This window comes from Shewanella sp. SACH (assembly GCF_001887095.2).
GTDB lineage: Bacteria > Pseudomonadota > Gammaproteobacteria > Enterobacterales > Shewanellaceae > Shewanella > Shewanella baltica.
The window spans coordinates 1,143,351-1,168,964 of record NZ_MPDG02000001.1 but is presented as its reverse complement, the minus strand read 5'-3'; the positions used below and the strand labels follow the sequence as shown (position 1 = coordinate 1,168,964).

Genomic DNA, 25,614 nt, shown 5'->3' with positions numbered 1-25,614 from the left:
ATGCGTTTAAGCTGATTTAATCGACGTTTTATCTTGTCCACTGGTCGTCTTTTTCACGGTTTTATTCATCCCTTTGCCGCTTAGGATGCGCTTAAGCCAAGGCGTGCGCCATAGCAATAACACGCTAAAACCTAAGATATAAAGACTCGGCTCAATGATTTCCGATTTTACCGACCAGTAAAAATGGATTGGCGCTAATATCGCGACTAAATACACCCCATTATGCAAGGTCTGCCAACGACGTCCCATCTTACGCATCAAGCCTTTAAACGAAGTTATCGCCAAAGCAGTGACGATAAGATAAGCCACAGCGCCGACTAAAATGTACGGCCGTTTTACCACTTCGCTAAACAGTAATTCCCAAGCAAACAACAGATCTAAACTAAAGAATGCCAGAATATGCAAAGTGGCATAGGCGAACACATATAACCCCACCAAGCGACGAGTCTGCATTAATAGCCCTTGCTTGGTCAGCTTGGCAATCGGTGAGATCAATAAGGTCGCCGCTAAGGCATTTAACGCGCCTATACCTGTGTAGTGGATAATGTGCTGCACAGGATCGCCGCCCGCGCGGCCTAACACTACAGTGAGCACCAGGTAGACGATGGGCACTAAACCCAGCAAATGAAATAACGCTTTTAACCAAAACAAGTGCTTAGCGGTTAATCTCAACATAGGTCATCCCCGCTTAATGGCGTATTTCCAAACAGCAAACCAAGCATCAATAGTTTTTCCTCAGATCCATACCGTCATAGAGTGAAGCCACAAACTCGCCGTAACCGTTGAACGGCTGGGTATCAATACGGGTTGCTGAGAATAGTCCGCCCTCGCCAATACGACGTTCACTGGCCTGTGACCAACGAGGATGATCCACCGCCGGATTCACGTTGGCATAGAATCCATACTCGTGTGAGGCAAGCTGATTCCAGCTGGTGGGCGGTTGTTTATCCATAACGCGAATTCGCACTATCGATTTAATGCTCTTAAAGCCATATTTCCACGGCACCACTAAGCGGATCGGCGCACCGTTCTGCGGTGGCAGGGTTTTACCGTACAAACCGACCGACATTAAGGTTAAATCGTTCATGGCTTCGGCTATCGTCAGGCCTTCAACATAGGGATAATGAATACCACCACCCATTAATCGACTCTTCTGCCCCGGCATTTGCTCGGGATCAAAAGCGGTTTCGAAGGCGACATACTTACCCTTGCTAGTTACACCCACTTTTTTCAATAATGCAGCCAGTGGGAACCCCACCCAAGGGATCACCATGGACCAAGCTTCAACGCAGCGCAGACGATAGTTACGCTCCTCAAGCGGGAACATTTTAGTGAGATCATTAAAATCTAAAGTCATGGGCCGTTCGACTTCACCTTCGATACGCAGTTGCCATGGATCGACTTTAAAACCTTGGGCATTATTGAAGGGATCTTGCTTATCCGTACCAAACTCGTAAAAGTTATTGTGCTGCGTCACCTTATCCAACGGGGTTAACACATCAGCATCACCGTATTGCTTATTGGTTTGAAAGGTCAGTGGCGTGGTGATAAATGAAGACTTAGGTTGATCGCCAAATAAATCGAACAATCCGGCCTGCACATAACCGGGCACACTGGCGCCGATAGCACCAAGCCCCATGGCTTTCACAATCTGCCGGCGCGAGCGAAATACCGCTTCGGGCGTCACTTGGTTGTCTTGCATGTGCCACTGCGCTTTTTTAAGAATACCTGGGGTAAAACGGGAATGTTTAGCCAATTGACACCTCTACCATCTAATGATTAACGCCACCGAGTCGCGATAAAAGCTTATCTGGCGCTCGTCTGTATCGCTCACTTCTATGCTCACTTTAATATAGACAGGTAAAAGCCAGAAAAACTTTCCACCCGTGAATAAATTCACCTTAAACGTATAAGACTTGCTCATTCAAGCATTAAGCGCAGATATAGTTGATTAAAGGGCTTGAAGCCTATTGGGCGGCATGCGAACCTAAGCGCCAAAGCTAAAGGAGTGCTATTGATCATGCCATTTTCTCAATCTTTTTCCGTCGCCGAAATCATCGGCCTTCTCGCCATTGCCTTCTTAGGCCTATTGATCGGTGCTCTGCTCAACCAAAGACTCACCCGCCAACGTTGGCAACAACACAAAGATCAACTTGAGCAAGAGATGCGTCAAGTGAATGAAGATGCTGAATTATCCTTAGCACAACAGCAGATTTTGGTTGATGACAAAGAGGCGCAACTGCGCCAATACCAGCAGCGCCTTGAGCTCAAAATTGAACAATTAGGTAAAGCCGAGGCCTTAGCCGAACGTGTCCCCACCTTAGAGCAACAATTGAATGACAGCCAGCGCCGTCAGTTAGAAATTCAATTGGCGCTGTCGAAATCCAATGCCATGCAGCAAACCATTCAAGCCAAGGCCGATGCCCAGCAAGAATCACTGCAGGATAAAATCGCCAGCCTAGAATCGGCCGAAGTGCGGTTACAGACCCAATTTGAAAACCTCGCCAATCGAATCTTTGAAGAACGTAGCGAAAACTTTAAGCATCAAAATGCCAGTCAACTCGAAGGCGTGCTTGGGCCATTGAAACAACAGCTTGAAGGATTCAGACAACAAATTCGTGAATCCTACACCCACGAACAGTCCGAGCGCAGCGCCCTTAAACATCAACTTGAGCACCTGCGAGATCTCAATCTGAAGATGAGCCAAGATGCAATCAACCTGACCAAAGCGCTCAAGGGTGATAACAAGCAGCAAGGTAACTGGGGTGAAGTGATCCTCGATCGCGTGCTGCAGGAAAGCGGTCTACGTGAAGGCCATGAATACCATACCCAGCAAGATCTCAAAGACGACAACGGTAAGCGCTTTAAGCCGGATGTGATTGTGCATCTGCCAGAAAATAAAGACGTGGTCATCGATGCTAAAATGTCCTTAGTCAGTTATGAGCGTTACTTCAACAGTGAAGATCCTGCCCTACGCCAACAGGCGATTAATGAGCATGTGATCTCGATTCGCAGTCACATTAAGGGCTTGAGTCAAAAGGATTATCAAAATCTGCACGGTCTTAAGAGCCTCGATTATGTGTTGATGTTTATTCCTATTGAACCCGCATTTTTACTGGCGTTAGAGCATGATCCTAGCCTAGTCAATTTTGCCCTTGAGCAGAATATCATGTTGGTGAGCCCGACGAATTTACTGGTGGCCCTGCGCACCATTAACAATATTTGGCGCTACGAATATCAAAACCAACACGCGCAAACCATTGCAAAACAAGCGGGTCGAATTTACGACAAGTTATGTGGTTATATTGAAGACATGGAAAAACTCGGTCGTGCCTTAGATAACGCCGAAAAAACCTATCACAGCGCCATGAACAAGCTGTCATCGGGCAAAGGTAACCTAGTGCGTCAAGCCCACTTAATGCAGCAACTCGGGGTCGATACCAGTAAACAGCTGGATAAAATGCTGCTAGAAAAAGCACTCAATGAAGCCCAAGACGACAACGATACACAGGATGATGACGCTGAGCTAACGCTGCCGCCAACGCGCGATCCTAAGGACACAGAACTCGAACCCGCATAATGCCCAAAATGATAGATTGAGTTGATAATTTGAGTTAATAGACTGATTTGATAAACAAAGTTGATAGACCTAATTGATTGATAGAGTTGAACACTCGCTAATAACCTTGAATCGATACGGACATGTCGATTGATACCTTGATGCCCGGAGGCAAACGCTCCATGTGCAAAGCCGTGATGAATGTGATTATATCCAGCGCAATATTGCTCGCAGGCGCCTTGAATGCCCCTTCTGCATTCGCGTTAACGCCAACGCAGAAAACCTTCCTTGAGGCCGAAAAAGCCTTAAAGAAACAAGACTATGAAGTCTATAAACCCCTACGGGCAAAATTGGGCGATTATCCGCTGGCAATTTACTTAGACCATGATATCGACATCGGCGATCTCAATGGTTTGCATGGTGCTGCGGCAAAAAACCTGATTGATAAATATGAAACCACACCTATGTACAACAGGTTAAGGTCTAAATACTTAAACAATGCGGGAACCCAAAAACGCTGGAGTGATTATCTTGCAATAAGTCCCGATGTCCCTTCCGACATCCGCCTGCAATGTTATTACTACGAGGCAAAACTCGCCAAGGGCGAGATAAAAACCGCCTATGCGGCGGCGCAATCACTTTGGGTGTTTGGTAGTTCACGGCCAAAAGAGTGTGATCCCCTGTTCAACGCTTGGACCAAAGCGGGTAAACGCACTCAAGATGTCATATGGGCGCGGATGATGCTGAGTTTTGAGACTGGCGAAACCAGTCTGCTGAGCTATTTATCCCAGAAGATCATCACCCATAACAACGAAGCGAAGCGCTTAGTCGCCGTCTATAAAGATCCAAACAGCCTGCGCCATACAGAAAAGTTTAAGGATAAAAATCCGATTGTGGGTGACATAGTCGCGGCGGGATTAAAACGCCTTGCCCGCAAGGATCTCGACCAAGCGATTAATTTGTATGAACGGTATCAAAAGGCTAATCGTTTCACGCCAGCACAAGCCCAACAACTGGATAAATACTTAGTTCGCCGCATCTTAATCGAACAAGATGATAGCCATAAAAGCTATGTCGACAATGTACTGGCCGAGCTGAAAAGTGACGACTTATTTGAACGCCGGTTAAGATGGGCCATTCGCGATCACGACATGCGCAGCATTGCCCGTTACTTGAATTTACTGCAACCAGAAACCTTAGCAAAGGAACGCTGGCAATATTGGCTCTATCGCACGAATGCTAAAGATGCGCCAGAAAGTGCCACTAAGGCTCTTGCGACAATCAGCAATGAACGTAATTTTTACGGTTTTGCCGCCGCACAGTTTTTAAATAAACCCGTCTCGCTGAATCAAAGCCCTGAGCCTATCGTCGACGCCAGCAGCCAAAAATTAACCGATGATGTGGGTTTTGTGCGCGTGCAAGAGCTAATGGCGCTGGATCGTTATTTCGATGCACGTTACGAATGGATGTCGCTGCTCAGACGCAGTGACAATACTATGCGAGCCCGTTACGGCCGTTATGCCCATGAACAAGGCTGGTATGATTTTGGCGTAGAAGCCAGTATCCAAGGTAAGTTGTGGGATGACATTCCCCTACGCTTCCCGATGGCGCACCAAGAAGGTTTTGAGCACGCCAGTAAAAAGCACAAAGTGAACATAGATGAGATTCGAGCGATCAGTCGCCGCGAGAGCGCGTTTTATCTTTATGCGACCTCAGGCGTCGGTGCCCGCGGCTTAATGCAAATTATGCCTGCGACCGCTAAAGCAACCGCCAAGAAACATGGCGCTAAATATAGCGATCCTAAGGATCTTTATAGCGCAGAGCTTAACCTCAATCTTGGCAGCGCTTACTATGCCCAGTTGTTAAAAGAGTTTAACCAGAACCGTATCCTCGCCACAGCCGCCTATAACGCAGGCCCGTCACGGGTGCGTCGCTGGTTGGCAAACTCGGATGGAAAACTCGATGCTATGGGCTTTATCGAAGCCATTCCCTTCACTGAGACCCGTGAATATGTGCAAGCCGTCTTCAGCTATCGATTGATTTATGAGGCGCAAGAGCAAAAAGCGCAGCCATTATTCAGCGAAGCCGAACTGAAGTTTGCTTACTAACTTGCGACATAAAAAGGAACTCGATACTCAGCAGTATCGAGTTCTTACTTTTCAGCATACCCTAAGGTAATGCTCATGCTTTAACCGCCAAAAATTCTGAATGATATTCTCTAAATTCAAATAATTAGCAAAGCGAATAATTATTCAGCAATCACGCCGTTTTATCGTAAACTTGTTTGCACTGCGAGGCATTAAATGCGAATAATTAGTATTAATGCATTAAGACTCCCATTAGGCCCATGATTAACCTTAGTTCGTTAACGCTCAGCTGCGAATACCAACCCTTTGTCGATCCCCATACGTTAGCCATCGACGGCTATGAAGCCTTAGCGCGTTTTTATCTACCAGATGGCGATGCGGTTGCACCCAATATCGTGTTTGAGCAATTGCATGAATCCACAGAGTTGCTCGCCGCCGTTGAATATCAAGCCAAAGCATTTCAACTCGCTCACGCGCCCAGCCAGCAGCGTATTTTTATCAATGTCGATCCCCACGCCGTCGATGGGCCACATACTGCCAAGCTTATAAAGCTGTTATCGCAGTACCAGCAAGTCACGGTCGAGATCATTGAAAATACCTGCATTAACGATGCCCAGCTTGCCAATCAGCTATTCAGCCAATTTAAACAAGCAAATATCAAGGTAGCGCTGGACGATATTGGTGCGCCCCACTCCATGCTTTGTGTCGATTTGATGATGAATGTGGATTATCTCAAGTTCGATCGCCATTGGTTAACCCACATCAAGCATCCCGAGGGAGTCCAGTTACTCATAGCGCTGATTAACTTTGCCAAGCAAACCAACAAACAGTGCATTCTAGAAGGCATAGAAACCGAAGCCCACTTGGCGTTTGCGCGAGACATAGGCGTCGACTTAGTCCAAGGCTTTTTGTTTAAATCTTGGTTTATTCGCCCCACCCGCAGTCAAGCGCTGTGTCTTGCATAGATCCACGCGCCGCCCTTTGACTTTGCGCCACCAGCACACGCAAGCCTAAACGTCATTCAGTCGAGTAATTGATTTCGCACTAGAAATGCCACTGGATAAGCAGGCGATGATCCGCCATAGTGGTAAAGCTTGTCTGCTTTCGCATGCACTTTCAGTTACGCTTTTAAATGTATTAGGAGTCGCCCGTGGCACAATCTGGGATCAGCGAATTACTACAACAACTCGAACAAGTGTTGCTGGGCAAACCTAGGCAAATTCGGCTTGCCTTGACCTGCATTCTCGCCCGCGGCCACCTGCTGATTGAAGATTTACCCGGCATGGGTAAAACCAGTATTTCCCATGGCATAGCCCAAAGCTTAGGCTTGAGTTACCAAAGAATTCAATTTACCAGCGACATGCTGCCCGCTGATATTCTCGGCGTGTCTATTTTTGATAAACATCAGGCGCAATTTATCTTCCATCCAGGGCCGATTTTTAAGCAGATGATCTTGGCCGATGAAATTAACCGCGCCAGCCCTAAGACCCAAAGTGCCTTGCTTGAAGCGATGGCAGAACAACAAATCTCCGTCGATGGCATCACCCACAGATTACCCAATCCTTTCTTTGTGATCGCGACCCAAAACCCCACCGAACAATCTGGCACATTTGCGCTACCAGAATCGCAGCTCGACCGGTTTATGATGCGTCTATCAATTGGTTATCCAAGCCACGACGCCGAACTTGCGATGCTGAAGAGCAATCATAACCACTTAACCTTAGATCAACTGCCCCAATGCTTGACACCACTGGCCTTGATGCAACTGCAAGAACAATGCGACAAGGTCAGCGCTTCCGATGCCTTACTCAATTACATTCTGGCCTTAGTGAATTTTTCTCGCAGCCAAACTGATAGCGTGGGTTTATCGCCCCGCGCTACCAAAGCCCTATTGCAAGCCGCTAAGGCATGGGCTTTTTTAGAGGGTCGACATTATTTAGTCCCTGAAGATGTACAAGCGGTCTTTTGCTGCGTGGCGGAGCACAGACTGAGAACCAGTAGCCAATTACAGGGTGAAGCCTTATCCGAGCGAATTCTGGCGAGCGTTAACCCCATCATGTGATGAACCGCTGTCATGAACAATATTGCTAAGGCATGCAGTTAATCGAGCAGTTAACCTAGGCATTAAAGCAAGCCATTCAACCAAGGAACTGATACAGAAGTGAAACGACTGATACGCCCTACTTTCGTTCCGACTCTAGTACCGATTTGGCAGCGTTGGTTAGCAAGGCGTTTGCCACCGAGTCCTGAAATCACCTTAAGCCATCGCAGCATTTTTATTTTGCCGAGTGGTTTTGGCTTAGTTTGGCTCGGGTTGGTTTTACTCTTATATCTTTTTGGCACTAACTATCAAAATAACTTAGTCATTGGCCTTAGCATCTTACTCCTAAGCCTCTTTAATACCTGTATTCTCTACAGTTACAAAAATCTTGCTGGTCTACATTTACGCGCCATGACGCCGCCCGAAGTCTATGCGGGAGAGACCTTAACCTTTCCGGTCCTCATCAGCACCCATCACAGTGGCCATAATATTCAGCTTAACTATCCGCATAATCGCACTTATACGGTGCAGAACGTCGGCACAGATGAACAGCAAGCGCTCGTGCCCTTCGAATATCATCAGCGGGGTCAAGTGTCACCGGGTCGGCTCAAAATTGAATCCTTCTATCCCTTAGGGCTTTGCCGCGCATGGTCGCATGTGGATTTAGCCATTAGTCACTTAGTTTTTGCCCAGCCGATTGAAGCGCCGCTACAGCTTGAGGCTGATCATACCCAGTCGGAGCAAGATCCCCTGTTACTCGCGGGTAAACATGTATCGGGGATTGATGAGTTTAAAGGCCTTAAACCCCATGTGCTCGGCGAGTCCCTCAAGCAAGTGGCGTGGAAACAATGGGCGCAGGGTCGCGGTATGTTGAGTAAAGAATTCCAGCAGCCCCAAGGCGATCCCGTCTGGTTAAGACTCAGACCTGATGCTAAACGGCTCGAAACCCAGTTGAGTCAATTAAGCTGGCAAATCAATAAACTCACGCAACTCGAGCAATATTTTGGCCTACATCTGCAAACACCCATGGGCGAGGATATATTGATCGCGCCCTCTATCGGTCATAACCATAGAATCGCCTGCCATAAGGCCCTTGCCTTGTATCCACAGCTAGCGCCGTCAGCCGTTAATTCGTCATCAGCGGCAAAGCACTCAAATAAAACGGCTAAAACCACCAGCAAGAAACGTCATATCCCGACCTCGAGGGAACAGGCATGACATTAACGGCCAGCAGCACGACACCGCAAATTGGCGATAATATCAGCCGTCAGACTTTATTTTGGTTATTGATCACCAATATCGCCGTACTGAGCCCGCTATTTGATAAAACCACGCCTTGGACCTTAGGCATTTGCGCAATTTGCTTGCTGTGGCGTGTGGGGATTTATGTCGGCAAAGTGGCAAAGCCGCCGCGTTTTCTGGTCACCAGTCTTGCGATCGGCGCCGCAACCACACTGGCACTCGTTTCAAAGGAAATAGGCTTACTCAACGCGCTCGTGAATCTGCTGCTGCTAGGTTACGCCTTAAAATACATTGAAATGCGTAACCAAAGGGATGTGCGCGTTGTCGTCCTCGCGGGCTATTTTATTATCGCGCTGACCTTTATTGATCACCAATCCTTACTCAATACCGCGCATTTACTCGTGGTGACTTTGATCAACACCTGCGTGCTCGTGACACTGTATCAAGATAAACACTCCCTAAAACACACGGCGTGGCTCGGTAGTAAATTTTTACTCCAGAGTGTGCCCCTCGCGCTGCTGTTGTTTTTAGTGTTACCGCGTTTTGCGCCGCTCTGGTTAGTGCCCAACATGAAAGAAGCACAAACGGGCTTGTCCGATAGTCTGGCCATTGGTGATATCGGCAAGCTCACCCGTTCGACCGAACTGGCCTTTAGGGCGAGTTTTACCAATGCCGCGCCCATTAATGCTGAGTTATATTGGCGCGCTCTGGTGATGGAAAACTATGACGGTATTACTTGGCGTCAGGAGGAAGGCATTAAAAAGCTGCAAAAAGATGCGCTGCTGTTTCCGCCCTCACGGCCCAGCCCCGCCTTGATGCTTAATAGTCCAGCTTCGACAGTCACCAGTCCTGACACTATGACCAATAGCCCTGATTTAATGACCAATGATCCTGATTTAACAAAGAGCCCCGCTTCGATAAGCAGCGAAGATCAAGATGCTGCAAAACAAGGCAAGCAAAACAACAAGCCGAGTATTCGTTACCAAGTGATTGCTGAGCCTAGCCACCAGCCGTGGTTATTTGGTCTCGATGTCGCCTACAGCCAAGATGATAGTGTGGTCAATATGCCCGACTATCGGCTGTTAGCGCTGCGCAATGTCGATCAACGAATGAGTTATCAAGTGGAGTCTTGGCCCAAGGCGAAGATGGATCTCAGGCTTTCAGCGCGGCAAAGGCAGATTAACCTAGAACTGCCAAGTAACAGTAATCTACGAACTTGGGCGCTGGCCGAGCAATTCAAGACTCAATATCCCGAACCTAAGCCACGATTGTGGGCCATGATGCGCCACTTTAATACCGAGCCTTTTTTCTACACACTCACGCCGCCTCCCCTTGGGCCGCAGCAAGTGGATGATTTTCTATTTGAAAACAAAGCCGGATTTTGTGTGCACTATGCCGCAGCCTTTATTTTTATGGCGCGGGCCACAGGCTTACCTGCACGTATGGTTACAGGTTATCAGGGCGGTGAGTTGAATCCGCAAGCGGGTTACTACAGCGTTTATCAATATATGGCCCACGCATGGGCTGAGGTTTGGCTCGAAGGTGAAGGTTGGGTACGTTTCGACCCGACCGCTATGGTAGCCCCAGATCGTATCGAACAAGGATTCGACGCCCAGTTTGATCCCGCATTGAGTTACCTGCAGGAAAGCCCTTTTAGTAGCTTACGCTTTAAATCCATGCCTTGGCTCAATGAGTTAAGGCAACGTTTTGCCAGCATAGATTATTACTGGAGCGTGTGGGTTCTGGGTTTCAATCAAGATAGGCAGAATCAAGTGCTCAGCGGCATCTTAGGAGATGTGACAAACACTAAAATCGCGGTCTTTATGGGGCTATGTATCAGCCTTATCGTGCTCTATATCGCCTACAGTGCGGGGCTATTACATTTTAGCACTCAGGGCGATCCTATCAGCGCTCGCTATCAACAGGTCTGCAATCGCCTCGCCCGCCATGGTATTAAACGCAATGACAGTGATGGACCAAACCAATTTGCGCAGCAGATTATCGAGCAATACCAACACAGTGCACCACAGCTTTGTGCGCTGATGCATACCTTGACCCAAAGTTATGTGGCGCTGAAGTATCAAGATTTACCGGCTGATGACTACCAAGCGCATTTAACAAAATTTAAAGCGGCGGCGAAGCAACTGAATTGGTTATTGCTCAGGGCTAAGGTGAAAAAGAAGTTCACGCTAGCCTAGCATTTGTAAACGGAGCATTAGCCGGCCAAGTTTCATCGGTTCAAGGCTCAGTAAACACCTAAAATTGCGAGTTAATTCCACAGAAGCAGCAATAGTGTTGAATCTTATAAATCAAACACATAGAATTGTTTTACTGTCACCATGCCGAGTTGCACATGCTAAAGTTAATCCAGTCCAATCAGATGGAAGTGCTCTGCGCCCATTTAGCCGCTTACCTGACCCAACCCCTTGCTTTTGCACGTCTACTGAGTAACGAGCATATTCTGGTGCAGAGTCCTGGCATGTCGACTTGGCTGCGCCTCGAAATCGCTAAACAAAATGGGATTGCCGCCGCATTGGAATTCCCACTGCCATCGAGCTTTACCTGGCAGTTGTGCCATGACTTATTACCCGATGTGCCCAAGGACAACGCCTTCACTAAGGCGGCGATGACGTGGAAGCTGATGCAACTCTTGCCGCGCATGTTGCAAGATGACGCCTTTGGGCCATTGAGACACTATCTAGGTAATACCCTAGAAAATACGCCCACCATAAATACCGCCGACACGAGTGAACATCTCAACACCAGAGATATGACGGCTGACGACATTAAGCTGTACCAACTCTGTGGCCGAATTGCCGATATCTTCGACCAATACTTAGTGTATCGCCCCGATTGGATTTTAGCGTGGGAGCAAAACGAGCATCCCGAATCACTCACCAAGCCGCTGAATGATGACCAACGCTGGCAACCCATTTTATGGCGCGCACTGATTGCCTTTAACCGTGATGAGCTTAATCAAAGCCATTACCACAGGGCTAACCTGCACAGTGACTTGATTGCCGCGCTGAATAACCCCGACACGTCACTCGCCCAATTGCCACAACGCTTATTTGTGTTTGGCATTTCCTCAATGGCGCCGCAAACCCTTGAGGTGCTGTACCATCTGGCAGGCCGTATCGATGTGATCGTGCTGGGTTTAAGCCCGTGTCAACACTATTGGGGCGACATTGTTGATCCCCGTAATCGTGCCCGCATGGCGGTGCAATATGCGGGTAAACGCCAATTAGCCGAACTGTGGGAAGATAAACTCGAAGTGGGCAATCCGCTGCTTGCCAATAACGGCAAGATGGGCCGTGAATTACTCGATATGCTGCTTGAGCTCCCCGCCGAACACTGCGACTTTGGCGACGATGTGTATTGTGAGCCCTGTGACGATCCCAACTCGCCACACAGTCATGCCAGCATGCTCCACGGGGTGCAATACGATATTTTAGAGATGCAAACCTTAGACAGAGTACTAGGGCCAGATGCCGAGCTGTACCAAAATGTCGAGAACAGACGCCTGCTTAAGCGCGACGATGAATCCATTCGAGTCAAGAGTTGTCACAGCCCACTGCGGGAAGTCGAAACCCTGCACGATCACTTGCTTGAGTTACTCAGCAATGATGTCGACCTTACACCCAAAGACATAGTGGTGATGATGCCCGATGTCGCCGCCTACGCGCCCTACATCGATGCCGTCTTCTCGGCGAAGCAAGGTCTGCATTACATTCCCTACGCAATTGCCGACCGCGGCGCGGCGCAGGAATCACCGCTCATCAATAGCTTTTTGAATTTACTTGGGATTAATCAAAGTCGTTTTGGTCTGACCGACATTTTGAGCATACTCGAAGTGCCCGCCATTTTGCGCCGTTTCCAGCTCGATGACGATGAATTGCAACTTATCCGCCGCTGGTTAGATGAAGCGGGCGTGCGCTGGGGCCGCGATGAGCAAAGCCGCCTAAAACAAGGTGTGCCAGCGTTTGAGCAAAACTCCTGGGCCTTTGGTATTAAAAGGCTGATTTTAGGTTACGCCTTGAGTGACGATGCGCCGCTGTACCAAGACCATCTGATCGTGACTGGCATCGAAGGACAATCGGCGCAGGCGTTAGGTAAGTTACTCAATTTTATTGAAGTACTCGATGAAACGGCGCAAATACTCGCCCTGCCGCAAGTGGGCGCCCTGCGTTTGGCTGAATTAACTGAGCTGCTGGATGCTTTTTACGACACAGATGAAGACGAGCGCGAACAATTGCAGGAAATCCGCGATGCCATTGCCGCCCTAGAGCAAGAGTTACTATCGGCGGGTAAGCCATTAGATACAAACTCGTTAGATACAAGTATGTTCGTGACACTAGCCCAACAGAGCATAAGCGGACTGAGCCTCAGTATCGAAGTGCTGCAGCAATGGTTTAATCAACGCTTAACCGAATCTCGGGTCGGCCAGCGTTATCTTGCGGGAAGCGTGAACTTTTGTACCTTGATGCCGATGCGCTCGATCCCCTTTAAGGTAGTGTGTTTACTCGGCATGAACGATGGGGTTTATCCTAGGGTTCAACATCCCGTCGGCTTTGATTTAATGGCGCACTTTGGTGCCCGTAAAGGCGATCGTTCCCGCCGCCTCGATGACAGATATTTGTTTTTAGAAGCCTTATTGTCGGCGCGCGAGCAACTGTATATCAGCTATATCGGTCGCAGCGAACGGGATAACTCTGAGCGTATCGCCTCTATGCTCGTCTCTGAACTGATTGAATATTGTCAGCTCTGCTATTTGCCTGAAACGCTATTGGCTCAATCGCAGAAAGTTTCAAGCCCCATAGACCCAGAGGATGTTGAAAAAGCACTCTATAACGCGATCGTCAGCCACCAGCCGCTGCAACCCTTCGATCCTAAGTTGTATCAAGCCGCAGTAAAAAGTGATGACGAAAATAGCTCAAACATAGATGGCTCAAGCATAAGTAAAAATGAGTCAGGCATAGGCCAAAGTTATAGCCAGCAATGGTGTCCGCCCAATGCGGCGGCAGCGGGCACACATGCTGGCCGCTTTATCGGCGCGCACACTCGCATCATGCTCGAAGCGGATGAGCAAGACTCAATGCCAGATACAGAGGCACAGCCCGCTTCTGTGCGCGAACAACAGCAAAGCAAGCAAGTGGATGTGTCTGCCCTGATCCGTTTCTTTCGAAATCCGGCGCAGTACTTCTTCAACCGAACGCTTAAAGTCGACCTTAGTCTTAATATTCAGGCAGATGATAATGACGAGCCCTTTAGCTTAAATGCCCTAGAGCGCTATATGTTACAGGCCCAGTTACTCGACGATGCCATAGGCCAAGGTCTGACTGAGCCCGATATCGAGCTAATTAAACGCCTCAAAGCCAGCGGCAGTTTGCCGATGCAGCCCTTCGATGATTTGCTGCTACGCCAATATCAGCACGATATTAAGCCTTTGATTGGTAGAACCTTGTTCCTCAAGGGAGAACAAACCAGCAGTCATGCGGATATTAAACTCCTGTTTGACTTGCCCATCACGGCGGGTAAATCCCAGCAAGTGTTACTGCAAGGCCGTATCGATGACATCAGTCCTAAGGGGTTAGTCAATTACCGTCCCGGTAGCGCCCACGGCCGCGATGTGCTGAGGTTATACCTTCGCCACCTGTGTTTAATGGCAATGGGCCACACACATGCAAGTTATCTACTCGACATGGGGCATTTCCACGCCTTAGCGCCAATTACTGCTGAGCGCGCCCATGCGTTACTGGCCGATTTGCTGGTGCTGTTTTATCAAGGTCAGCAATATCCACTGTGTTTTATGCCGCGCACCTCACTGGCCTACGTCAGCTGCGAGGGTGAGCACGATGAGCGTTTGCAGCAAGCGTTACCTGAATGGCTGGATGAGCAGAGTCAATTAGGCGAAGGGAACGAACCCCATTACCAACGCTTATTCAGTTTTCCGCGGGATTTCTCTGAGGAAAGCTTTGGCGGATTAGCCGAGCGCATCTATCGCCCTATGGTGAGTTTATATCTCAAAGACACGCTGGCTCAGCTTGAGGAATTTGCGCTGAACGATGGCATGAGCCAAGGCCAAACTCCCAATGTACAAGCGACTGAAACACAAGCGACTGCAGCACATTTAAACCGCGATAGAGCACAGGGAGAGCAATCATGAGTGATCACAAGCAGTTAAACGCAGCGGCGTTACATTCAGCGGCGCAGGCGCTTGATCCACTCACATTGCCCTTTGGCGGTAGTCGTCTGATTGAAGCCAGCGCTGGCACAGGTAAAACCTACACCATTTCAGGTCTCTATTTACGCTTATTGCTTGGTGATGGTATTCCTGCGCCGCTGACCTGCGAGCAAATTCTCGTAGTAACCTTCACCAATGCGGCCACCGAAGAGCTAAGGGATCGTATTCGCCGGCGTATTCAAGTCGCCTTTAAGTGCTTCTTGGGTTTAACGATTGCCGATCCCTTTGTGCAGGCGTTGTATGACAACACACCAGAAAGTGAACGCGCCATTGCACTTAGGCGGTTCGATCTCGCCCTTAAATCCCTCGACGAAGCGGCAATTTTTACCATCCACGGTTTCTGTCAGCGAATTTTATCGGATCTCGCCTTTGAGTCCTCCCTGCTGTTCGAATCGGACTTTACCTTGGACGACAGCGAGTTTTTACACCATGCCGTGCGGGATTTTTGGCGTGAGGCCTGTTATCCGCTGCCCGATTACTTAGCGCAAATCATTGCCAAGGAATTTGGCGAGCCCGATGGTTTGGTCAAACAATTGCGGCCGCTCCTTGGCGCCAGTCAAGCAAAGCCCCTAAAACCCGCGCTGAAGTTTGATGCCTTGGCCCTATCACTGCGCCAAAGTTTAGAGCGCTTTAAATTAGCTTGGCCACGGGGACGCGATAGCTTATTGGCATTGCTACACAGTTTGCCACTCAACGGCACCCGCTTTGGCAAGGCAACGGATAAGTACCCCAAACTCGCCGCCATGTTCGATGCGCTGGATAACTGGCTCGCCTTCGGTCATGGGTTGCCGCCACTGAAAGAGTTAGAAGCCTTGTCCTTGTCTGAGTTAAAGCTCAACAAGGGCGGCGTGATCCCAAGCGCGAGCGAAGCGCCGCTGATGGATCATATGGAACAGCTCGCTACATTGATTGCCGCTATTAAACCGGCGTTTTTACATAGTGCGAAACTTGGCATAAGCGAGCGATTTGCCCAGCAAAAGCAGCAAAAAAACGTACTGACTCCCGATGACTTGCTCACAACCTTAGCAAGCGCGCTACATGCCAATAATGAAACCTTGCCCAAAGCCGTGGCGACACGTTTCCCCGTCGCGCTTATCGATGAATTCCAAGATACCGATCCGCTGCAATTTGCGATCTTCTCTGGCATCTACCAAGGCCGCTACTCGTTTGAAAAGCAAGGTGTAGACGCTACCGAAAATAAGCTCAGTCTGTTGATGATAGGCGATCCTAAGCAAGCCATTTATGCCTTTCGCGGCGCCGATATCCATACCTATATTGAGGCCCGTCATCATACGCAGGCCCACTATCATCTGGATACCAACTACCGCTCAAGCGCAAACATGGTCGCTGGGGTTAACCATCTGTTTAGTCAGCATCACGATCCTTTTATCAGTCAGTCGATCCCCTTTGATAGCGTGAAAACGCCCAGCAGTGCCAAGGGGAAAACCCTCACTGAAAAAACCGCCAATCCAGCCGCCTTAAGATTAAGACTCTTAAGCGAAAGCGCAGAAAACGGCCTCAACAAAACCACCGCCAGACACTTGCTCGCCGAAGATGCCGCGGCGGAGATCACCCGTTTACTGACAGATGCGGCCAATGGCGCGTGCCACAGCCCGAAAGGGCCTTTGATCGCTAAAGACATCGCTATCTTAGTGCGGGATCGCAACGAAGCGGCTGTGATGAAAACCGCATTGAGTAAACGCCACATAGGCGCAGTGTTTTTAAGTCGTGACAGTGTATTCGATACCCTTGAAGCGCGGGAAATGGCGTTAATTTTGCGATCTCTGGCGAATCCTAAGGATGAACGGGCATTGCGCAGCGCGCTAGCTACAGCATTATTGGGCTATAGCGCCGAGCAAATTCATGCCTTCAACCAAGATGAAGAGCACAGACAGCTGTTATTAGAGCAGTTTTTTAACTTGCACCAAGTGTGGCAAAAACGCGGCATCATGCCCACGCTATTAAGCCTTGCCAATAGCACTAAGCTGATTGACCGTTTACTGCACTCCGCTAGTACGCAAACCGATGCACAGGAGCAAGATGCCACGAATGGCGAGCGCCGTTTGACGGATTTTCGTCACCTTGCCGAGCTATTACAGCAAAAGGCCACCGAGCTTGATGGTATTAGCGCCCTGCTCAATTGGTATGAACAACAACTGATTGATAACACGGGAACCGATGAACAGCAGCTGCGCCTTGAAAGCGAGCAGAATCTGGTGCAGATCGTTACTATCCATAAGAGTAAGGGCCTTGAGTATCCCGTGTGCTTTGTGCCATTTGTCAGCCTAGCCCGCGACAATCGCCGTCGCCCGACGCCTATGCTGTACCACAGAACCAACGATGCAGGTGAGCAAGAACTCGTGTGGGATATCGAAGGCACGGATGAGGGTTGGGATCGCGCCAAACAAGAAACCTTGGCCGAAGACTTGCGCTTGCTATATGTGGCGCTCACTCGGCCTGTGTATTTGTGTTACTTGTATATCGCCAATCACAGTCGTCAGCTTAAAAATGGCCTTAAAAGTCAGCTGCATGAAACCGCCATCGGCTATCTGCTCGGCATAGGCGACTCAGAATGTGACTTTGCCCGTATCTGCAATGCTGCGCAGCAGCTCGCACAAGATGTGGAAGCCATAAGTATTGATAAGGTGCCCGATGACATAGACGAGCGTCCATTGCCCTCAAGCCAAGACATAGCGCAAATACTGAGCGCGAAAACCTTAACCCGCCAATACAGCACGCCGTGGCGAGTCGGCAGTTATTCAGGCCTAGTTAAAAATACCAGCCATGGCAAAGCCGCTCCGGGCGCCGATGATGAAGCATTAGGTACGCTTGAATATATGGCTGCGCAAACACTCTCGATTCCTGATGATCCAAGTCATGAGCTGCAGGATGGCATGCTCAATCGCTTTAACTTTGAGCGCGGCGCTAACGCCGGTAGTTTTATGCACTTAGTGCTAGAAGAGATTGATTTTACGCAGGCAGACAGAGACTTACCGCTGCAACTGCCTAAAGCCATGCTGAAATACGGTATCGCACCCGAGTGGCAAACGGTATTGCACACTTGGTATCTGGATGTGCTGCACGCGCCGCTTGGGCTCATGCCAACGACAATGCCTTCAACATCGGCCTTAGAGAATAATTCCAAAACGCCCAAACCTGAACATCCAGAGCTGTGCTTAGCCAAGTTATCGCCGCAGGATACCTTAGTCGAAATGGAGTTTTATTTACCCCTAAGCGAGCTTAAAGATACTGAGCTCAATGCGCTACTGCAGCAGTTTGGCTATGAGTCGACACTTAAGTTTGATAATCTCAAAGGCATGCTCAAAGGCTTTATCGACTTAACCTTTGAATACCAAGGAAAATATTATATCGCCGACTATAAGTCGAATCATTTAGGCGACAACATCAATGCCTATCATCAGAGCGCGCTGCAAAGTGCCATAACCGATCATAGGTACGATTTGCAGTACATCCTCTACTCATTGGCGCTGCACAGATATTTGAGTTTACGCCTGCCAAGTTATGACTACGACAGCCACATCGGCGGTTGTTATTACTTGTTCTTACGGGGAATGTCGGCTCAATATCCCGGCTATGGTATTTATTACGACAAACCGCCGAAGGCACTTATTTTCGCGCTGGATTCACTTTTTGATGACAATTTATTTCACAGCAGATTAGCTGGAGCAATCGATACAGGAGTCCCGGCATGATGCGCTCAACCCAAGGGCTAAATGCACATTCACTCTCAGCCGCGAAATGGATAGACCATGGCGCAATCCAGCTTACCGCGCCGCTACCAGAGCTGTTGAAACAGTGGGAGCAAGAACGACTGCTCACGCCACTCGATCGGCATTTCGCACTCGAGATGAGTCTCTTACATCCAAATGACAGCCAACAACCCTTGTTTGTTTTGCTATGTGCGCTGTTGAGCCAGCAATTATCTTCACAGCACAGTTGCCTAGTGCTCGCCCATATCGTGCCGCTTAATCCTATGGCCGAGCAAAATAGCCATTGTAAAATCACTTTAAGTCTCGAAGCGCTCACAGAGACTTTACAAAGCTTTGATGCCGTTGGCCAAGCTGGCAGTAACAAACCACTTATTTTTGATAATGGCAGACTCTATCTACAACGTTATCATCAATTTGAAACCTCAGTGGCCGCTTCTTTAATCCGCCTATCAGGGAGCGTATCTAAACACTCTGAAGACGTAAGCCACCAAGAGCAAACTCAAACCGCTAAATTGAGGTCACTGTTAGATCAACTGTTCCCTGCCAATGTGAGCGATCCCCATTCACTCTCTCGCAATGCACTGACTACCAATGTACTGACTAAAAGTGAAGGCACACAAAGCACTGCACCCATTGATTGGCAAAAGGTCGCCACGGCCACAGCGCTGGGTAAAAAACTGTCGGTGATCACTGGCGGCCCAGGCACAGGTAAAACCACCACTGTGACTAAGCTTTTGTTATTGTTGCAAATGGAATCACAACAGGAAATCCGTTTAGTCGCACCCACGGGAAAAGCCGCGGCTCGATTAAGCGAATCGATCAAAGCCTCGAAAGCGCGTCTGGCAAAGGAACTCAGCGCCCATGCTGATGTTATTGATGAAGCTCGTAATAGAAACAACCAAGACTTTTTAACGGCATTGGGGCGTATTCCAGAGGAGGCATCAACCTTACACAGACTGCTCGGGGTGATCCCCAATTCGCCGCACTTTCGCCACCATCAAGGTAATCCGCTGCGGCTTGACTTATTGATCGTCGACGAAGCCTCTATGGTCGATTTGCCCATGATGTATAAATTGCTCAGCGCACTGCCCGAACACGCCAGTTTGATTTTACTCGGCGATCAGGATCAACTCGCCTCGGTTGAAGCTGGCGCTGTGCTCGCCGATATTTGTGCTGGTCTTAAAATACCAGTAGATCCCAATAACCTTGCACAAAACAACATAGCATCTAACAATCCTGCTCTGTGGCAAATGCGCTATTCCAAGGAACAAGCCGAGCGCCTGAGTGCTTTAACGGGTTTTGAGTTGACACCCTTTATCAGCGATAGCCCTAAACTTGGCGATAGCTTGTGTATGCTGATGCACAGCCACAGATTTAAAGGCGATGCGGGGATTGGACTGCTTGCTAGCGCCGTCAATCGCGCGGATCTTCAAGACATATTGCAGGTATGGCAACAAGGCCCTGCTGAATTGAAGTGGTTAGAACACAGCATGGTCGTAAGCCAAACCCAAGCCAAAGTGAGCGAGCCGGCTAATAATCTGGGACTCAATTTACTGCTAGAGCAAGCCTGCCAACAATATGGCGCCTATCTCAGAGCCTTGAATAGCCATGCAAGTAACAATGATGTAAATAATAGTGATGTAGGCACACGTCCAAGCACGGCTGACATCATAGATAGCTTTAACCAGTACCGCATTCTATGCGCCATGCGCTCGGGCGATTATGGGGTCGAAGGCATCAATCAATTTGTGACTCAAGCACTGGCCAATGCCAAGCTGATTAAACCGCTGCAGGAGTTTTATCTGGGTCGGCCGATTATCATCCAAAGCAATGACTATAACTTAGGCCTGTTTAACGGTGATATCGGATTGATTTTGCAGGATGAAGATAAACCCGAACGCTTAATGGCGCACTTTATCAAGGCCGATGGCAGCCTGTTAAAAGTCTTGCCAGCCCGTTTGCCCAGCCATGAAACCTGTTACGCCATGACGGTACACAAAAGCCAAGGCAGCGAATTTAGCCGTGTGGCCTTAGTGCTGCCACCGAGCCCCAGCTTAGCGCAGTGGCAACTGCTGACCAAAGAGTTGGTCTACACCGCCATTACCCGCGCTAAAGTGCACTTTACCTGCTTAGGCACCCAGCACGTATTCGAGCGGGCCAGTAGCCAAGCAACCCAACGCGCATCGGGTCTTGCAGACAGGCTTTGGGGTTAAGTTAGTTCGTTTAGCTCAAGACTAAGCTGTAACGGAAGGAGGTTTTGGTAAACCCTATGCTTTCATAGTATTGCTGTGTGGCAATGCGCTGGGTCGATGTAGTGAGTTCGAGTAACTGACAATTCTCTTGCTTTCCGCGCGCTTTAGCAAAATCAATGAGCTGAGTGCCGATGCCCTGACCTCGCATGTCGGCATCCACCACAATTGCCGTTATGCGGCAGATACGGCTTAAGGCGGGGAAATAATCAAAGAACATCAAGGCCATCACAGCGACAACTTGCCTGTCACCCTGCGCATTGGGTAGCTCACATACTAATAGCTCATCACTGCGGGACTGGGGATTATCTTGGTACTCGGTTAATGTCTGGGCTAACGCGGCGACAGGCAAAGCATAACCTAGCTGCTCAAGTAGCAACTGAATACTCTCTGCATCGTGTAACTGAGCTAACCGAATGTTTTTATTCGTCATACTGATTTCTCCTCATGATTCACCAAAACGCTTTACGATGACATCTGACCATAGTCGTTCAATACAACAATGCCATGCTGAAATGCATCCCGAATGCCGTTACACTCACTGTCGTGTCGTTTGGTCACTGATAATTTGTATCACTGCTAATTTTTTCGCGGCTAAAAGTGATTCCACAGTTGCAAAACATTGGCAGCTAACCCCACAAAAATCAAAATAAACTCGCAAATGCACAAGCCCTTATTTGCAATGCGATTAAATGCGTTAAAATTCACCACTTAATAGCTGTCAGTCAGCAAAACCTTGCACTCATGGGGACAAGAAAACTAAGATGACAGCGGTTGTACTATAGGATGATGTTCGTATTGCCACAGGCCGATATCATCCGATTTTGCTCACTTTGAGGAATCACAATGTCTAAGATCAATCTGCTTTTGCTGTGCGGCGGCGGAAGTGCCGAACACGATATTTCATTAATGTCGGCCAACTATTTTGAAACCTCACTAGCAAAATCTGAGCAGTTTTCCGTGTTGCGAGTCGAGCTGGATAAATTCGGCCAGTACCGCACTGCCGCTGGTGACGACTGTGAGCTGACCAATAGCCGCGAGATTCGCTTCCGTGATGAAAGCAAAACGCCATGGCCAGTCGATTACGTCATTCCTTGCATTCATGGCTATCCCGGCGAGACTGGCGACATTCAATCCTATTTTAATCTGATCCAACTGCCCTATTTTGGCTGTGAATCCGAAGCGAGCAGCAACTGCTTCAATAAGATCACCGCTAAAATGTGGTTCTCGGCCTTAGGTATTCCTAATACGCCGTATATTTTCCTGAATCAGTTCGATGATGCGGCGATTGAGCAAACCCAAGCAGCATTGGTACAATGGGGATCGATCTTCGTTAAAGCAGCATCACAGGGTTCCTCTGTCGGTTGTTACAAAGTGGATGACAGCAATAAAGTTGCAGGCGTGCTTAAGGATGCGTTCGGCTATGCGCCCTATGTGATCGTTGAAAAAACCATAAAAGCCCGCGAGTTAGAAGTGGCAGTCTACGAGTACAATGGTGAAGTGGTGGCGACAGTGCCAGGTGAAATCATCTGTGATACCAACACCTTCTACACCTTCGATGAGAAATACGCCAAAAACAGTAAAGCGCGCACCGATGTGGTCGCGCAGCATGTTTCAGCTGAGATCAGCGAACAGATCCGTGCCTATGCAATCAAGGCATTTAAAGGAATGAAGCTGCGTCATCTGTCGCGCATCGACTTTTTCTTAACCGCGGACAATGAAATTCTATTGAATGAAATCAATACCTTCCCAGGTTCTACGCCGATTTCTATGTTCCCTAAAATGCTGCAAAATCACGGTCACGATTTTACTGAATACTTGAGCCTAGTGATTAACGGTCAGCTAACCGCTAAATCTTAACGCTCGCCAACCTGACTCAATGTGAACGCAGATACTGTATATAGCACCAGTTTTCAGTAATAAAAAGAGCGCCTCTGCGCTCTTTTTATTTTTATATTTCAATTTGTTATATTTAACTCTTGATTCTTACCTTACATCTAAACCCGATATCTAAATCAGACTGTCGCTGATTAAGCCGCCCTCACATCAAGGTCAAATATCAAGGTCAAACGTTAAAACCCTAATGCAGCTCAGCTTGCTTTGCCAACAGCGCAAAGAAGGCGGCTTTTGGCATAGGTTTATAGAAAAGATAGCCTTGAATTTCTTGAATATGATTAGACATCACAAACTTAAGTTGGGACTCAGTTTCCACCCCTTCTGCCGTCACGGTTAAATCTAACGCATGGCTTAACCGCACTATGGCCTCCACCAACGCTTCGTGACGCTTGCCTTCGTCTAATCGGTCGATAAAGCTCTTATCGATCTTAATTTGATCGATAGGGAAATTCGCCAAATAGGACAAGGACGAGTAGCCAGTACCAAAGTCATCCAAGGAAATTTTAATCCCCTTAATCCGCAAACCATTAAGCACATCAATAAGATGTGTATGTTGCTTCATCAGCAAAGACTCAGTGATCTCAAGGGTTAACCTGTCGTAGGGGAAATCTGTCACCTCAAGTTGCTCGATAATCGCGGCAAAGGAATCCACAAAGGCATCTTGCAGTTCATGGGACCAAAACTCAAAGGTCGACACATTCACCGATAAGTTAATCGGCCAATTGTGAGCCTGCATCTCTAAGATGGTTTGCATAGCGCCAAGGCGCACATCTCGACCAATATCAACAATTAAGCCGCTGTTCTCCGCGATGGGAATAAACTCATCGGGGGGAATGAATTGCCCTTCATGCTGCCAGCGCAGCAGCACTTCGGCGCGAACAATCAAACCTGTGGTCGCATTCACTATGGGCTGGTAATAAAGCTCAAAAGTCTGTTGATCCAGTGCCTGCTTGAGTTGATTATGAAGGCTGGCAATGCGCTCGGCATTGAGCTGCATTTGCTCAGTAAAAAAATGATAACGATTACGACCATTAGCCTTAGAAATATACATGGCCTGATCGGCGCAATTTAACAGCTGCTCGAGATCGAGGGCATCTTCTGGAAAACGCGCAATCCCTATACTGACCGAGCTATAAACGCCTTTGCCATCGGCAAGTACATAACGTTTCGCCACATGCTTATTAATTGTTTCAGCGAGTTGCGCCAACTCTTTCTGGTTGACTATCCCAGGTAACAGTAAGGCAAACTCATCACCGCCGAGGCGCGCAAACACCATAGTGTCATTGAGGCACTCGCAAATCTGCCGCACCACTTGCACTAATAACGCATCGCCTTTGTCGTGACCATGGGTGTCGTTAACTTGTTTAAAGTTATCTAAATCCATCAGCATAAAACTAAATCCGGGCGTCAGACTGTCGGAGGTAATTAAGGATTGGATCTGTTTAAACAAGGCATTACGGTTAGCAAGCCCAGTCAGCGAGTCATTATTAGCCTGATACTTAATCAGCTGCGCCGCTTTTTTACGCTCACTAATATCTGAAAATAGCCACGCAAAACAAGGCTGTAATCCGTTGGGCTCTCTAAATGTGGTGACGATAAGATCTAGATAAAACTCCTCGCCATTGCCCCTTAAGCCAACCAATTCCCCCTGCCACATTTTATCCTGCGCTAAATGCTCGAATAAGCCGACTAACTCATTGGGTTGAGACGCAGATAAAAACATCTTTGGATTAAAGTTATTTATATCAATATTTTGTGGGAGAACGATGTGTTTAAAAGCGGGGTTAGCATAGAGAACGGAATCATCGGAATTGGAGATAACCAGTGCCAAAGGTAAGCGGTCAAAAATTTTCACTGCTAAACGCTGAAACTCCATTGCCCGACTGCGTTCAATGGCCAAGCTGGCTAATCGTGCTGCCTCTGAAATAAGCTCTAAATCAAGCTCTGTTGGGGACTTTATCGTATCGTAGTACATAGCAAATGTGCCGAGCACTTTGCCTTGAGTATCTTTGATAGGTTCAGACCAACAAGATTTAAGACCGGCGCGCAGTGGCAGTTCTTTATAATTTTCCCAATAAGGATGTGTAGCGATGTCTTCAACGATAACCCGCTTTGCGAAATATGCCGCCGTTCCGCAGGAGCCAACATTGGGGCCAATCTCGACCCCATTAATCGCTTGGTTGTAACTGTCGGGCAAATGGGGCGCGGCACCTAACAACAAACGTTTGCCATCACCGCTGAGCAGTAATATAGATCCACGAGTGCCTATCTTTTGCGCTTCGATTTTTAGCACTAAGGCGTGCAAGATTTCATGTAGCGGTGCGCCATTAAGCAGCATAGAGAGAATACTGCTATAGCAAGCTATGCTGACATTGTGGGCGAGTTTAACGTCAGCATGGTCGAGCAGATCTGGAAGATTAACGCCGTACGCCATAATTCCCTTAGAAACAAAGTTGCAATATAAATACACATTCACAATGTTAAAATATTTATAACTTATAGGAAATTCTAGGCACTAATGTTAACTAAGTAAACCCTGTATCAATTCAATAAAGGGCTTACTTT

The 25,614-nt window shown here is 48.3% G+C and carries 14 protein-coding genes; 10 read left to right on the top strand and 4 right to left on the bottom strand.

Annotation, left to right across the window (positions count from 1 at the left end; translation table 11 throughout):
- Positions 1–6 precede the first annotated feature (6 nt).
- Positions 7–675 (bottom strand): protein-methionine-sulfoxide reductase heme-binding subunit MsrQ, encoded by a 669-nt coding sequence (gene msrQ, locus BM607_RS05070; protein ID WP_012089125.1) that lies wholly within the window; start codon positions 673–675, stop codon positions 7–9.
- Positions 676–721: 46 nt separating this feature from the next.
- Entirely contained in the window at positions 722–1,756 is a 1,035-nt protein-coding gene (msrP, locus tag BM607_RS05065; RefSeq protein WP_006081531.1) for a protein-methionine-sulfoxide reductase catalytic subunit MsrP, read from the bottom strand.
- 264 nt (positions 1,757–2,020) lie between these two features.
- On the opposite strand from msrP, the gene rmuC reads away from it, so the two are divergent.
- The 9 genes from rmuC to recD all read left to right on the top strand — a co-directional run bounded on the left by rmuC (position 2,021) and on the right by recD (position 21,117).
- On the top strand, positions 2,021–3,580 hold the full coding sequence (gene rmuC, locus BM607_RS05060) for a DNA recombination protein RmuC (RefSeq protein WP_006087313.1): 1,560 nt from the start codon (positions 2,021–2,023) through the stop codon (positions 3,578–3,580).
- 161 nt (positions 3,581–3,741) lie between these two features.
- On the top strand, positions 3,742–5,667 hold the full coding sequence (locus BM607_RS05055; RefSeq protein ID WP_071939891.1) for a transglycosylase SLT domain-containing protein: 1,926 nt from the start codon (positions 3,742–3,744) through the stop codon (positions 5,665–5,667).
- 239 nt (positions 5,668–5,906) lie between these two features.
- Complete coding sequence (locus BM607_RS05050; RefSeq protein WP_071939800.1) at positions 5,907–6,611, top strand: EAL domain-containing protein; 705 nt, start codon at positions 5,907–5,909, stop codon at positions 6,609–6,611.
- Positions 6,612–6,796: 185 nt separating this feature from the next.
- A complete protein-coding gene (locus tag BM607_RS05045) occupies positions 6,797–7,708 on the top strand; it encodes an AAA family ATPase (RefSeq protein ID WP_071939799.1) in 912 nt (303 codons plus the stop codon).
- A 99-nt stretch (positions 7,709–7,807) separates the two neighbouring features.
- Positions 7,808–8,905 (top strand): DUF58 domain-containing protein, encoded by a 1,098-nt coding sequence (locus tag BM607_RS05040; RefSeq protein WP_006081525.1) that lies wholly within the window; start codon positions 7,808–7,810, stop codon positions 8,903–8,905.
- Positions 8,902–11,127: a DUF3488 and transglutaminase-like domain-containing protein gene (locus BM607_RS05035; RefSeq protein ID WP_071939798.1), complete on the top strand. Its 2,226-nt coding sequence runs from the start codon at positions 8,902–8,904 to the stop codon at positions 11,125–11,127. Before BM607_RS05040 ends, BM607_RS05035 begins: the two co-directional genes overlap by 4 nt.
- Positions 11,128–11,282: 155 nt before the next feature.
- A complete protein-coding gene (gene recC / locus BM607_RS05030; RefSeq protein WP_071939797.1) occupies positions 11,283–15,095 on the top strand; it encodes an exodeoxyribonuclease V subunit gamma in 3,813 nt (1,270 codons plus the stop codon).
- A complete protein-coding gene (recB, locus tag BM607_RS05025; protein ID WP_087486478.1) occupies positions 15,092–18,886 on the top strand; it encodes an exodeoxyribonuclease V subunit beta in 3,795 nt (1,264 codons plus the stop codon). The genes recC and recB overlap by 4 nt, the downstream gene beginning before the upstream one ends.
- Complete coding sequence (gene recD, locus BM607_RS05020) at positions 18,883–21,117, top strand: exodeoxyribonuclease V subunit alpha (RefSeq protein WP_071939796.1); 2,235 nt, start codon at positions 18,883–18,885, stop codon at positions 21,115–21,117. The genes recB and recD overlap by 4 nt, the downstream gene beginning before the upstream one ends.
- A gap of 10 nt (positions 21,118–21,127) precedes the next feature.
- On the opposite strand, the gene BM607_RS05015 is transcribed toward recD, so the two are convergent.
- Complete coding sequence (locus tag BM607_RS05015; protein ID WP_071939795.1) at positions 21,128–21,586, bottom strand: GNAT family N-acetyltransferase; 459 nt, start codon at positions 21,584–21,586, stop codon at positions 21,128–21,130.
- 413 nt (positions 21,587–21,999) lie between these two features.
- Between BM607_RS05015 and BM607_RS05010 the strand changes: the two genes are divergently transcribed.
- Positions 22,000–23,013 (top strand): D-alanine--D-alanine ligase, encoded by a 1,014-nt coding sequence (locus tag BM607_RS05010; protein ID WP_071939794.1) that lies wholly within the window; start codon positions 22,000–22,002, stop codon positions 23,011–23,013.
- Between the two features lie 220 nt (positions 23,014–23,233).
- Here BM607_RS05010 and BM607_RS05005 read toward each other — a convergent pair whose 3' ends face one another.
- On the bottom strand, positions 23,234–25,483 hold the full coding sequence (locus BM607_RS05005; RefSeq protein WP_071939793.1) for an EAL domain-containing protein: 2,250 nt from the start codon (positions 25,481–25,483) through the stop codon (positions 23,234–23,236).
- Positions 25,484–25,614: the final 131 nt, after the last annotated feature.

Excerpts from the sequence above, each read along its gene's own strand:
- BM607_RS05050 (WP_071939800.1), top strand. The coding sequence starts at position 5,907 with ATGATTAACCTTAGTTCGTTAACGCTCAGCTGCGAATACCAACCCTTT.
- recC (WP_071939797.1), top strand. The coding sequence starts at position 11,283 with ATGCTAAAGTTAATCCAGTCCAATCAGATGGAAGTGCTCTGCGCCCAT.
- BM607_RS05035 (WP_071939798.1), top strand. The coding sequence starts at position 8,902 with ATGACATTAACGGCCAGCAGCACGACACCGCAAATTGGCGATAATATC.
- BM607_RS05010 (WP_071939794.1), top strand. The coding sequence starts at position 22,000 with ATGTCTAAGATCAATCTGCTTTTGCTGTGCGGCGGCGGAAGTGCCGAA.
- BM607_RS05015 (WP_071939795.1), bottom strand. The coding sequence starts at position 21,586 with ATGACGAATAAAAACATTCGGTTAGCTCAGTTACACGATGCAGAGAGT.
- BM607_RS05005 (WP_071939793.1), bottom strand. The coding sequence starts at position 25,483 with ATGGCGTACGGCGTTAATCTTCCAGATCTGCTCGACCATGCTGACGTT.
- recD (WP_071939796.1), top strand. The coding sequence starts at position 18,883 with ATGATGCGCTCAACCCAAGGGCTAAATGCACATTCACTCTCAGCCGCG.
- BM607_RS05055 (WP_071939891.1), top strand. The coding sequence starts at position 3,742 with ATGTGCAAAGCCGTGATGAATGTGATTATATCCAGCGCAATATTGCTC.
- recB (WP_087486478.1), top strand. The coding sequence starts at position 15,092 with ATGAGTGATCACAAGCAGTTAAACGCAGCGGCGTTACATTCAGCGGCG.
- msrQ (WP_012089125.1), bottom strand. The coding sequence starts at position 675 with ATGTTGAGATTAACCGCTAAGCACTTGTTTTGGTTAAAAGCGTTATTT.
- rmuC (WP_006087313.1), top strand. The coding sequence starts at position 2,021 with ATGCCATTTTCTCAATCTTTTTCCGTCGCCGAAATCATCGGCCTTCTC.